12 protein-coding genes are annotated in these 12,167 nt (G+C 64.0%); 6 read left to right on the forward strand and 6 right to left on the reverse strand.

Features of this window, described 5'->3' with window-relative positions; translation table 11 throughout:
- Positions 1-216: 216 nt before the first annotated feature.
- A complete protein-coding gene (locus tag NKI31_RS16150; protein WP_023685493.1) occupies positions 217-561 on the forward strand; it encodes a PQ-loop domain-containing transporter in 345 nt (114 codons plus the stop codon).
- Positions 562-598: 37 nt separating this feature from the next.
- On the opposite strand, the gene NKI31_RS16155 is transcribed toward NKI31_RS16150, so the two are convergent.
- On the reverse strand, positions 599-1,330 hold the full coding sequence (locus tag NKI31_RS16155) for a DUF2270 domain-containing protein (RefSeq protein WP_023673885.1): 732 nt from the start codon (positions 1,328-1,330) through the stop codon (positions 599-601).
- A gap of 238 nt (positions 1,331-1,568) precedes the next feature.
- Here NKI31_RS16155 and NKI31_RS16160 point away from each other — a divergent pair, with 238 nt between their 5' ends.
- Positions 1,569-3,863 (forward strand): cation:proton antiporter domain-containing protein, encoded by a 2,295-nt coding sequence (locus NKI31_RS16160; protein ID WP_352652064.1) that lies wholly within the window; start codon positions 1,569-1,571, stop codon positions 3,861-3,863.
- A 30-nt stretch (positions 3,864-3,893) separates the two neighbouring features.
- On the opposite strand, the gene NKI31_RS16165 is transcribed toward NKI31_RS16160, so the two are convergent.
- Positions 3,894-5,102: an MFS transporter gene (locus NKI31_RS16165; protein WP_352652066.1), complete on the reverse strand. Its 1,209-nt coding sequence runs from the start codon at positions 5,100-5,102 to the stop codon at positions 3,894-3,896.
- A 247-nt stretch (positions 5,103-5,349) separates the two neighbouring features.
- Between NKI31_RS16165 and NKI31_RS16170 the strand changes: the two genes are divergently transcribed.
- Positions 5,350-5,778 (forward strand): VOC family protein, encoded by a 429-nt coding sequence (locus tag NKI31_RS16170; RefSeq protein WP_155922514.1) that lies wholly within the window; start codon positions 5,350-5,352, stop codon positions 5,776-5,778.
- Between the two features lie 95 nt (positions 5,779-5,873).
- Here NKI31_RS16170 and NKI31_RS16175 read toward each other — a convergent pair whose 3' ends face one another.
- On the reverse strand, positions 5,874-6,461 hold the full coding sequence (locus NKI31_RS16175; protein WP_023673464.1) for a dihydrofolate reductase family protein: 588 nt from the start codon (positions 6,459-6,461) through the stop codon (positions 5,874-5,876).
- Positions 6,462-6,598: 137 nt separating this feature from the next.
- Here NKI31_RS16175 and NKI31_RS16180 point away from each other — a divergent pair, with 137 nt between their 5' ends.
- Positions 6,599-7,015 carry a winged helix-turn-helix transcriptional regulator gene (locus NKI31_RS16180; RefSeq protein ID WP_023673465.1) on the forward strand — a complete coding sequence of 139 codons (417 nt, stop codon included), beginning with the start codon at positions 6,599-6,601 and terminating at the stop codon, positions 7,013-7,015.
- 455 nt (positions 7,016-7,470) lie between these two features.
- Positions 7,471-8,574 (forward strand): flavin-containing monooxygenase, encoded by a 1,104-nt coding sequence (locus NKI31_RS16185; protein ID WP_023735436.1) that lies wholly within the window; start codon positions 7,471-7,473, stop codon positions 8,572-8,574.
- A 20-nt stretch (positions 8,575-8,594) separates the two neighbouring features.
- On the opposite strand, the gene gcvA is transcribed toward NKI31_RS16185, so the two are convergent.
- Positions 8,595-9,494, reverse strand: a complete 900-nt coding sequence (gcvA, locus tag NKI31_RS16190; RefSeq protein ID WP_352652067.1) for a transcriptional regulator GcvA — start codon at positions 9,492-9,494, stop codon at positions 8,595-8,597.
- A gap of 131 nt (positions 9,495-9,625) precedes the next feature.
- Between gcvA and NKI31_RS16195 the strand changes: the two genes are divergently transcribed.
- Entirely contained in the window at positions 9,626-10,330 is a 705-nt protein-coding gene (locus NKI31_RS16195) for an SDR family oxidoreductase (RefSeq protein ID WP_352652068.1), read from the forward strand.
- 31 nt (positions 10,331-10,361) lie between these two features.
- Here NKI31_RS16195 and NKI31_RS16200 read toward each other — a convergent pair whose 3' ends face one another.
- Positions 10,362-11,264 (reverse strand): carbohydrate ABC transporter permease, encoded by a 903-nt coding sequence (locus NKI31_RS16200; RefSeq protein WP_023673469.1) that lies wholly within the window; start codon positions 11,262-11,264, stop codon positions 10,362-10,364.
- A 1-nt stretch (position 11,265) separates the two neighbouring features.
- Positions 11,266-12,165: a carbohydrate ABC transporter permease gene (locus NKI31_RS16205; RefSeq protein WP_444849008.1), complete on the reverse strand. Its 900-nt coding sequence runs from the start codon at positions 12,163-12,165 to the stop codon at positions 11,266-11,268.
- Between the last annotated feature and the right edge of the window lie 2 nt (positions 12,166-12,167).

Below are 12,167 nucleotides of genomic sequence, written 5' to 3' on the forward strand. Positions count from 1 at the left end.
CCAAGCACGAGATCTGTTTAGTACTCCCGCGCCGTCGGCCGAAACAGGATCTGGTTCATGTCGACCTCGTCGGGCTGGCTCACGGCGAACGCCCACATGGCGAAAGAATCCGGGTGCCGGGCCGCAACAGGAAAATCAAAGCCGGCATGTGAACGGGCTCACATGCCGCCACTGCAAGGAACGCTATGGGACGTCCGGCCATGACAGGGGTTTCGGATGACACTTGCAGATCTGTCTTTTTATCTCTTCACTATTTTCAATGGCTTGCGCGTGGTGTCCTACCTGCCGCAGATCGTGCGGGTGGCCCGGGACAGGCACGGGGCGTCGGCGATTTCCTACGCGACCTGGCTGTTGTGGACAGGCGCCAACGCCACGACGGGACTCTACGCCCACATCAATCTGAACGATCCCGCTCTGGCGGCGATTAACTGGCTGAACGCCGTATGCTGCGTGCTGGTCATCGCGCTCACCGCCTACAAGCGCCATCGCGCACGGCTTCCGGTTGAGGAAGCCGCAAGCCGGTCGGAAGCGACCGCTCTGTTGGTCGACAATGTCTGCTGAAGATCACCGCGGCAGATTGCGCTTTTCGAGGCCGCTCTCAGACATGCACGGTGCCATGCGAAAGCTCGCCCTCGTCGCTTGAGATGAGGAAAGCGGCTGCGAGCAGGCCGACATAGAACAGCCCGACCATGCACACGACATAGATGCCTGGAACCGGGCCGAGCTGCGCCACGCGCGCGGCGTCGAGAAATGACGCGCCCAAGCCTATCGGCGACCCTTCGCGCTGCAGACTGGGCGTCGTGATCTTCAGCACCCACGCCAGCATCAGGATCGTGTACATGAAAATGTAGTTGCGGCGCAGCCGGCGCACCAACGCCGCGCGTTGCGAGATCAGGAAGCGCGGCGAACGCAGGCCTTCGCCGACGATGGCCAGCCAGTTGGAGGCGTAGTCGGGCTGCGGCGAGAAGATCTGCGCGAAATAATAGCGCTCGAACTGGCGCACCCTGGCCCGGTAGACATCGAAGAAACGATAGCGCCGCGCCTCGATCCATAGCAGCAGCGTGGTCAGCAGCATGGCAAAGAGCAGCACCCCGTGATGGGCGCTGGGCGTCGAGAGTGAGACTGAGAGCATGGCGGCGACGACAGTAATCGCCCAGTTGCTGGTACGGTCCAGCCGGTCGCGCCAGCCGGCCATGCGGGCGATTTCGGCGCGGTGGAAATGCGACATGGTGGCCACGAATTCCGATGAGGTGAGCTTCAGCGCGAACGCATCAGAGGCCCGCGGCGCTGCAGCCGCTTCGTCGGTTTTCACGGTCTTGACCTGGGACATCCCTTGCCACGCGCCTCCCAACGCCATGGCCGGCCGAAACGACGCCGGTCATCCCCATCCGCGCAACGCGCAATCGGTTGAAAATGTTCCGTCGCCGGCCCGGGTCTCGGCGGTTTATCCGCAGTCAGATAGGCCCGTTATGCGATTCAGGTAAGGAGGAACCTGCGGCGCGCCAAGGGAGCGTGGCGTGCAACCGATCTCGCCCGCAAACGTTATACCGGGCACGATGAGGGGGTGCATGTCCTTCGTGGTCAACCGGCGCCGGTCGGTCGCGCTTGCCGCGGCAGCCTTCGCATTCATGCCGGCCGCATCGTTGGCAGCCGAAAAGACCGGCATGTCCAGCGAGGGCATTTTCGTTCTCGAAATCCTCCTTCTGCTTCTCGTCGGCCGCGGCATCGGCGAATTGCTGGAGCGTCTCGGCCAGCCGGCGGTGATGGGTCAGCTCATCGGCGGCATCCTGCTCGGGCCATCGCTGCTCGGCTGGCTATTGCCGGAAGCAGAACGCGTGATCTTTTCAGGCGACGCCACCCAAAAGAGCATGATCAGCGCCATCGCACAGCTCGGCGTGTTGATGCTTCTGTTGCTCACCGGGATGGAGACGGATCTGCGGCTGGTGCGCAGGGTCGGCCGTGCGTGCTTTTCCATCTCCGCCGCGGGCGTCGCCGTGCCTTTCGCGCTCGGCTTCACCGCCGCACAGCTCATGCCGGCCTCGCTGCTGGCCGACGGAACCGAGCGCATTGTCGCCGGTCTCTTCCTCGGCACGGCGCTGTCGATCTCCTCGGTCAAGATCGTCGCCATGGTGGTGCGCGAGATGAACTTCATGCGCCGCGATCTCGGTCAGACCATCGTCTCGTCGGCCATCATCGAGGACACGATCGGCTGGGTGATCATCGCCATCACCATCGGCATCGCCACCAAGGGGCGCTTCGAGCTCGGCAGCCTTGCCTTCACCATTGTCGGCGTTGCCGCCTTCATGGGGTTTTCCTTCACGATTGGCCGCCGCATCGTCTTCGACGCCATCCGCTGGACCAACGATACGTTCCGCAGCGAATACGCCGTCGTCACCGTCATTCTCGCCATCATGGGCGCAATGGCGCTGATCACCGATCTGATCGGCGTCCACACCGTGCTCGGCGCCTTCGTCGCCGGCATACTGGTTGGGGAATCGCCGATCCTGTCGCGTCATATCGAAGGGCAATTGCGCGGCGTCATCATGGCGCTGTTCATGCCGGTTTTCTTCGGCGTCGCCGGCCTTTCGGCGGATCTCACCGTGCTTGTCGACCACGAGCTTGCGCTACTCACGGCCGCTTTGGTGCTGATCGCCAGCTTCGGCAAATTCGCCGGCGCCTTCATCGGCGCCGAGCTTGCCGGCATGAGCCGCAAGGAAGGCATCGCCGTCGGTTGCGGCATGAACGCGCGCGGCTCGACCGAAGTCATCGTCGCCTCGATTGGCCTGTCGATCGGCGTTCTGTCGCACGATCTTTTCACCATGATCGTGACCATGGCCGTCATCACCACGCTCGCCATGCCGCCGACCTTGCGTTGGGCACTCGGCCGCTTGCCGATGGGCGAGAACGAGAAGAAGCGTCTGGAGCGCGAGGAGATCGACCAACGCGGCTTCATCGCCAACCTGGAACGACTGCTGGTGGTGACCGATGAGGGCGTTGTCGGCCGCTTTGCTGCTTACCTCGCCGGAGTCGTGGGCGCCGGCAGGCCGACGACGGTGCTGCATGCCCGAGGCGAGCGGGAGGAGGCCGAGCCCGGCACGGATGCGAAGCTCGAGCCGATCGAAAAGGGTGCCGAGGACAGCCGCGAGGCCGCCAGGAGTTCGGACGAGGAGCTGGCCCGCGCGGCGCCTGTCACGCGGCGCCACGAGGCCGAGCTTTCGGCCGAAACGGTTGCCAAGGAGGCGCGCAAAGGCTATGGGCTGCTGCTGATCGGGCTCGGCCGCGCGGTCACCTCGAAAGGTGGGTTTACCCGCCGCATCAACGAGATCGCCGGCGCCTTCGAGGGTCCGCTATGCCTGGTGCTGAAGGCGACCGGCGCCGGCCGCCAAATGCCAAGGCTAGGACCTGAAGGCGGGAAGATTCTGGTTCCGGTCAACGGCACCGCGATCGCCCGCCGGGGTGCCGAAATGGCACTGGCGATTGCAGCGGTCACGGGTGCGCGGGTCAAGATACTTTATGTCGCGCGCGTCGGCCGCGACGAACCGCGCGACACTGTCTCGCATCGCCACAGGGAGGCGGTGCTGAAGGATACCGTCGCGCTAGCCGACCGCTATGGCGTCGAGATCGAGACGGCCATCCGCAGCCGGGCCGCCGCCGCCGATGCCATTGCCCGCCAGGCCGGCAGGGCGGCGGCGCTGATCGTCATGGGCGTGGCGCGGCGCCCTGGCGAGGAACTCTTCTTTGGCGAGACGACCACCGGCGTGCTGCAGCGCTGCCAATGCCCGGTGGTGCTGATCTCGGACGCCAGGCTCAGCCGCGACGACGAGGGCAGGGAAGAGCTGCGCTCGGGAACGGGGACAGGGTGATGAGTATTTCCCCTCGAGGGGAAATTTCGCTCATGCCGCCTGCAGCCTCTCTCGGCCGGGCTGCGGCGGGAAGCCGATGGCGATGCCGGCAGCACCGAGTCCGATCAGCGCCGAGCCGATGAACAGCCAGGAATAGCTGGCATAGGCGTCGAAGATCATGCCGCCGGCGAGCGGGCCGAACGACATGCCGAGGCTGGACAACAGGGTCGCGGCGCCAAGTATCGTGCCGATGATGCGCGGCCCGAAATAGTCGCGCGCCAGAACCGCATAGAGCGGCATGACGCCGCCATAGGTGGCGCCGAAGATGATCGCCAGGAGATAGAACTGCTCGAGATTGCCGACGGCGAGATAGGCGGCGATCACCACCGCCTGGATGGCGAGGCCCACGATCAGCACCGGCTTGGCGCCCAGCCTGTCGCCGAGCACGCCGTAGAGCACGCGCCCGCCAAGGCCGGCAAGGCCCTCGACGCTGTAGATCGACACGGCTGCCATCGGCGCCACGCCGCACGACATGGCATAGCTCACCATGTGGAAGATCGGCCCCGAATGCGCCGCGCAGCAGGCGAAGAAGGTCATGCCCAGCACCAGGAATTGCGGCGAGCGCAGCGCCTGGCCGACTGACATGCCGGGGGCCGCGGCAGGCGCGGGCGCGCTGCCATCCGCTGCCGCGACCGCCGTCGACGGCTGGCGCACCAGGAAGACGGCCGGCAGCAACAGCACCCAGGCCATGATGCCGATGTCGAACATGGCGGTCCGCCAGTCATAGGCCGTGATCAGCCAGCGCGCGAAGGGCGAGATGGTCATCGGCGCCACGCCCATGCCGGCCGAGACCAGCGACACGGCCAGGCTGCGATGGGTCTCGAACCAGGCGGTGGTCAGCGCGATCATCGGCGCGAAGAAGGCGCTGGCCGCCAGCCCGACGATGACGCCATAGCTCAGCTGGAAGACCAGCAGCGATTGGGCTCGGCTCGCCACCACCAGCGACAGGCCGAGCAGCACCGCGCCGGCAAAAACCACCGGGCGGGCGCCGACACGGTCATAGATGGCGCCCCAGGCGAAACCGCCTGCGCCCATCACCAAGAAATTCAGCGTCATGGCGCTGGAAATGCCGGTTCGCGACCAGTTGGTGTCGAGCGCCATCGGCTCGAGAAAGATCGCCAGCGAAAACATCGCGCCGAGCGCCACACAGGTCATCAGCGCGCCGCACGCGACGATCACCCAACGGTAGGAACTGTTCATGCTCTTCTCCCGAGATCGGTTTCGATGCGGCGCCACTCGCTCCAGCTCCGTTGCGCCGCTTGCGTCCGAAGGACGTTGGCGGGATTTCGAATCCGACGATCCGATTGCATTTTTTATCCGGTCTGCGTGGAAGTCCATCCGGATATGACAAAAGCAGGGGCGTAAGGCTGCCAAGCGCGCCGACAAGATAGACTGCCGAATTGACGAGCCGCTCCGCGGCACTAGCTTTGTGGTCTCGCGACGGGAGATATCGCTCATGGAACTGCATCGCGGCCGCCTCATCGACCACGTCCAGCTGGTGGTCAGGGACCTCAAGGCGAGCCGGCGCTTCTATGAAGCCGTCTTCAAGGTGCTCGGCATTCCGATCGGCGGCGAGGCCGAGGACTATTTCTGGGCCGACGAGCTGTTCATCTCAAGCCTCGACAGCCGGGCGGCGAGGGGACAGCTGACCGGGCGCCATCATCTGGCCTTCCAGGCCAGGGACAAGGCCATGGTCGATGCGTTCTACAAGGCTGGCCTCGATGCCGGCGGGGCCGACAATGGCGCGCCGGGTGAGCGGCCCTACCACCCCGGCTACTACGCCGCCTTCCTGCTCGACCCCGACGGCAACAACATCGAGGCGGTGTTTCACGGGCCGGCAAAGCGAAGTGCCGCTTCGGTCGAGATCAATTTCTAGCGCAGGTTCACGAGGAGCGGGTTGCGGTGATCCGTCCGGAGTTCTCGCAAAAACAAAGAGTTGAAGCGGTCCACGGATTCAATCTCTGAACTGCTTCACATTGCCGGCGCGTAGCGGTTCACCACCATTCCGCAGGCATAGGCTTTAGAGCCGAGCAGGCGCAATTTCAGGAAGCCGCCACAGTCGAAAATCCGCTCGCCGTCGCCCAGCGCGGCCGGATTGATGAACAGCTGGAACTCATCGACCAGTCCCGCTGCAATCAGCGCCGAGGCAAAGCCGGCGCCGCCGAATACCGCCATGTCGCCTTCACCTTCAGCTTTCAGCGCCTTGACCTCGCGCGGCAGGTCGCCGCTGGCAAGCGTCGTGCGCTCCCACCGCGATGCCGCGAGCTTGTCGCTCAGCACCACCTTGCGCGCCTCGACGATGCGCTGCGCAAAGGCGTAGAAGGGATCGCGCGGATAGTTTTTTGCCGCATTGCCCCAATGGGTTAGATAGCCTTCTTCGGCCATCTTGCGGCTGAGCAGAATGGTATCGATGCCGGCGAACACCGCGTTGAAATCCTGCTTCAAGTCGTCGTCCCACGGGCAGTTGGCGCCCCATTCCCAGAGCTGCCAGTGCTCATCGCCGGCCGCGCCGACAAAACCGTCGACCGACATCTGCATCTGCAGGATCAGTTTTCTCATCGTTGTTCTCCTGATTGAGCTCTGGTGTCACCAGCGCCAGGTCAGGCGGCGTTGGTGATTGCTTTACTTTCGGAACCATTGACACGAGAGAAAAATGATGTCAATAGTAAAGTGATTTAGAAATGGAAGCATTGAGAATGTCGACCAGGGAAAGATCCGGCTGCCCCATCAGCCTGTCGCTCGAATTGCTCGGTGACCGCTGGACGCTGCTGATCATCCGCGACATGATTTTCGCGGGAAAAAGGCACTTCCGGGAGTTTCTGCTATCAGGCGAAGGCATCTCGTCGCGCACGCTGGCCGAGCGGCTGCAGACCTTGCAGGATGAGGGCATTGTCACCAGAAGCGACGACCCCACGCACAAGCTCAAGGCGATCTATAAGCTGACCGAGGCGGGCATCGACCTGTTGCCGGTGCTGGCGACGCTCGGCGCCTGGGGCAGCAAATACCGCAACGCCGATGACAAGCTGGCAAGGATCGCCGATGAACTGGCGACGGGCGGCGAGGCAGGCCTGGAGCAGATAAAGAAGAAGCTGCGCGCCGAGCATATCGGCTAGGGAGCAACGCCAGCCCTCCCGTCGGGCCGATGGCGGGCTACATCGACACGACGTCGCGCAGCCTCACCCTTCCCATCCCGCAAATCGCTGTGGCCGGAGCCATGTCTGCTTCGGATTGCCATCGCCCGAACCACGGCCTCTTCCAGCCAGCGCGCGATGGCGGGGGCGGCATGCATGCCGATTGGCCCATGCCGCCATGCACGTAGAGCTCTTCGACCGCGGTGCGGCCGGCGACAGGCAGCCCGTCCGACAGCATGGGCGATTGCCGGGATAGACATTCGTCACCGGGGGTGAGCCGAGACCGGACAGGATGCGCAGCGTGCGCGCCGCGATGCGAAGGCGTCTCGGCGCTAGCGCGCCGATCCACCTTCTCCAACAAGGGGAGAAGGTGAGGCGCGCCTTGTCCCGCCTGCGCTTCTACGCGTAGCCTAAGGAGCTAGCGGGAGGAGAATCGCTTGGACACCACTGTCGTTATTGTCGGCGCCGGGCCCGCCGGCCTTGCGGTCGGTGCCTGCCTGAAGCGGGCAGGAGTGGATTTCATCCTGCTCGAAAAATCGCAGGAGATCGCGCCCGCCTGGCGGCGGCACTATCGGCGGCTGCATCTGCATACGGTCAAGTCGTTCTCGTCGCTGCCGTTCCTGCCCTTTCCCAAAAATTATCCGCGCTACGTGCCGCGCGAAATGGTGGTCCGCTATCTCGACGACTACGCGGAAAAATTCGATCTGCGCCCGCGCTTCGGCGTGACGGTGAAAGCCATTCGCCTCGGGGACGGCGGTTTTCTGGTCGAGACAGGATCGGACAACATCAAGGCGCGCCATGTCGTCATCGCCAGCGGTAACAATGCCGAGCCGATCGTCCCCCGGCTCCCTGCTATCGAGGCTTTCAAGGGCGAGGTGCTGCACAGCGCCGACTATACGCAAGCGGCGCCCTTTGCCGGCCGCTCGGTGCTGATCGTCGGCATGGGCAACACCGGCGCCGAGATCGCGCTCGACTTGGCGGAAAGTGGCGCGCGTCCGACCATTTCGGTGCGCAAGGGCGTCCACATCGTGCCGCGCCAGCTGTTCGGCGTGCCGATCCAGATGGTCGGCATCGCCAGCCGGCCGATGCCGCAGGCGCTGAACGACTGGATGTTCCCGATCATCCTCGATTTCGCGCTGGGCAAGCTCGAGAAATACGGCATCGTCAGGCCGAAGCAGGGCATCCTGCAGCAGATCGACGAAATCGGCCGCATCCCGGTCATCGACGTCGGCACGGTCGACGCCATCACCAAAGGCGCCATCAAGATCGCACCCGACATAGCGGGCTTCACCGAGCGCGGCGCTGTGTTCACCGACGGCAGGCAGGAAAATTTCGACGCCGTCATCCTCGCCACCGGCTATCGCCCGGGCTACGAAAAGTTTCTGCCCGTGGAATTGCAGCCGGAGCGCAGTGGCGTCAACGCCCGCGCCTCTCAACTCGGCCTCTACCTCGTCGGCTTCTACAATCCGGTCACCGGTCTGCTACGAGAAATCGGCAGGGAGGCGAAGGCGGTGGCGGCCGACATTGCGCGGCGGCGGTAAAAGGGGAGATCGGCTATCCATCACAGCCGCGCCGCATCGCCCTCATCCAGCAGCCATCGCCGCACGGCTTGCGTCGGTTCTGGGTGCCGTTGCTTGCGCGGCATCACGACATAGAAATCGTGCGTCCCACGCATCTCCGCGTTGATCGGCTGCACCAGCCGGCCGGCGGCAATGTCGGCGGATACGAGAAACCGGCTGGCCAGCGCGATGCCCTGGCCGGCAATGGCGGCGTCGATCGCGAGGCCTGTCTGGTTGAAGCGCATGCGTTTGGCCTCGGCGGCCATCCTCAGGCCGAGCGCCTTTTCCATGAATTCCGGCCATAGATTGTGCGCGTCGTGCAGCAGGACGTGGTGCTGGATGTCGGTCGGCGCGATCTCGTTCGCGCCGGTCGGCAGCAGGGCAGGGCTGCAGATGGCGACGATCTGCTGTGGAAACAAAAGATCCACCATCAGGCCGGCGCCGAAGGGCAGGCGGCCTTGCCTGACCGCAATGTCGACGCCGTCGGCCTGAAAACTCGACAGGCTTTCGCTGGCCAGGATTCGCAAATCGACCAGCGGGTTGTGGGCGACGAACTCCGGCAGTTTGGGGATCAGCCATTTGGTGGCAAAGCTCGGCGTGACGCTGATCGTCAGCCGCGCCGGTTCGGGCCGCAGCAGCAAGGTGGCCTCCGAGATCAGCTCGAAGGCGCGGCGAATGTTCGGCACATAGGCGCGGCCCTCGTCGGTCAGCGCCAGGCCGCGCGGCAGCCGGTCGAACAGCTTTGCGCCGAGATCCGCCTCCAGCCCGCGTATGTGCTGCGCCACCGCCCCTTGCGTCACGTTCAGCTCCTGCGCGGCGATACGGAAGTTGAGGTGACGCGCGGCGGCTTCGAAGGCACGCAGCGCGTTCAATGGTGGCAGGCTCAGGAAGGCTTCAGGCATGCAGGAGTTTTTCTACAGCTTGATTTCAGGCTTTCTGGTTCGAACCAGATGGCAAAACCGTTTATAGCACTGGTCGAACCTCGGAAACATGGATTTTAGAGTCCCGCCAACCCACACGAAGGAAAATCGAGATGAGTGTAGAAAAAGTAGCAGTCGTCGTCGCGGGCGGCAGCGGCATGGGTGCGGCGGCGGCCAAGCGGCTGGCGGCGGAAGGGTTCAAGGTCGCGATCCTGTCGTCCTCCGGCAAGGGCGAGGCTCTGGCCAAGGAGCTTGGCGGCCTCGGCGTCACCGGCTCCAACCAGTCGAATGACGATCTGCAGCGGCTCGCGGATCTGACGCTCGAGCGCTTTGGCCGCATCGACGTGCTGGTCAACAGCGGTGGCCACGGGCCACGCGCGCCGATCCTCGAAATCACCGACGAGCAGTGGCACACCGGTCTCGACGTCTATCTGATGAACGTCATCCGGCCGGTGCGCATCGTGGCGCCGCAGATGGTCAAGCAGAGGGCCGGCGCCATCATCAACATCTCGACCGCCTGGGTGGTCGAGCCGAGCCCGATGTTCCCGACCTCGGCCGTATTCCGCGCCGGCCTTGCCGCCTACACCAAGATCTTCGCCAACACCTACGCCGCCGACAATGTGCGCATGAACAATGTGCTGCCCGGCTGGATCGACAGCCTGCCGGCCACCGAGGAGCGCCGCGACAGCGTGCCGATGCAGCGCTACGGCACCTCGGAGGAAATTGCCGCGACCATCGCCTTCCTCGCTTCCGAAGGTGCGGGCTACATCACCGGCCAGAACATCCGCGTCGACGGCGGCATCATCGGCGCGATCTGACCGCGCCGGTCGCCTCGCGTGAGCCGGCGCGTCACTCCTTCACCGCGCCGGTCATCGACGAGACATAGTGCTCGACGAAGAACGAATAGAGCACGACCACCGGCAGCGAGCCGATCAGCGCTCCCGCCATCAGCGCCCCCCATTCGTAGACGTCGGAGCGCACCAACTCGGTCAGCACACCCACCGGCACGGTCTTGTTTTCCGAGGACTGGATGAATGTCAGCGCATAGATGAACTCGTTCCATGACAGGGTGAAGGCGAATATGCCGGCGGAGATCAGGCCGGGCACCGACAGCGGCAGCACGATCTTGGTGAGGATCTGCCACCGGCTCGCTCCGTCTATCAGCGCGCATTCTTCCAGTTCGAACGGGATGGAGCGGAAGTAACCCATCAACAGCCACGTGCAGAACGGCACCAGGAAGGTCGGATAGGTAAGGATGAGCGCGAAGGGCGTGTCGTAGAGCCCGAGGTTGAACACCATCACCGACAGCGGAATGAACAGGATCGAGGGCGGCACCAGATAGGCGAGGAAGATGCCGAGGCCGACCTGCCGCGCCCCGGAGAAGCGCAACCGCTCGATCGCATAGGCGGCGAACACCGACGCCAGCAGCGACAGGAACGTGGCGGCGGTCGAGATGATGATCGTGTTGAGCAGCCAGCCCGGATAGGAGGTCTCGAACAGGAGATAGCGGATGTGCTCCAATGTCGGATGCACCACCCAGAACGGATTGAACTGCGCATAGTCGGTCATCTCGAGATTGGGCTTAACCGCCGTGATCGTCATCCAGTAAAACGGAAACAACAGCACGAAGACGAACACCAGCAGCGGCAGATAGACCGTCACCACGCGGCGCGGCAGGCTCTGCAGGTAGCCCATGCCGCCTTCGTCGATATCCCCACGTTTCGCCTTCCTTGTCGCGGCCGTCTTGACCATGTCAGTCTCCGCCGCCTTGTTGCCATTTGCGGCGTTGCAGGCCGAAATAGCTGAACAGGATCGCCGCCAGCAGGAACGGGATCATGGCCACCGCGATGGCCGCGCCCTCGCCAAGCTGGCCGCCGGAAATGCCGCGCTGGAAAGACAATGTCGCCATCAGATGCGTGGCATTCACCGGTCCGCCCCGGGTCAGCACGTAGATCAGCTGGAAATCGGTGAAAGTGAACAGCACCGAGAAGGTCATGGTGATGGCGATGATCGGCGTCAGCAGCGGCAGAGTCACATAACGAAACAACTGCCAGCGACTGGCGCCGTCGAGCGTGGCCGCCTCGTAGAGCGACTGCGGAATGGTCTGCAGGCCGGCGAGCAGCGTGATGGCGACGAAAGGAATGCCGCGCCAGACGTTGGCGGCGATAACCGAAGCGCGCGCATTCTCCGGATCGCCGAGGAAATTGATGCGGTGGTCGATCAGGCCCATTTGCTGCAGCGCCCAGGACAGGATGGAGAACTGCGAATCGTAGATCCACCAGAAGGCGATGGCTGACAGTACGGTGGGCACCACCCAAGGCAGCAGGACTATCGCGCGGAAGAACGATTTGAACGGCAGGTTTTCATTGAGAATGAGCGCCAGCCACAGGCCGAGCACGAACTTCAGGATCGAGGCGCTGACCGTGTAGAGCAAGGTGTTGAAGACGGACAGCCAGAAGACGGCGTCACTCCACAGATACTGATAGTTCTCGGTGCCAATGAAGATGCCGGGGCGGCCGATACGGGCATCGGTGAAGCCGAGCCAGACGCCCAGCCCGAGCGGATAGGTCAGGAAGACCAGCAGCAGCGCCGCCGCCGGCAGCATGAAGCCGAAGCCCAGCGCGTTGCGGCTTTCGGAGATCCGCGAAAGCATCG

It is taken from the genome of Mesorhizobium sp. M0659, assembly GCF_040320605.1.
Lineage (GTDB): Bacteria > Pseudomonadota > Alphaproteobacteria > Rhizobiales > Rhizobiaceae > Mesorhizobium.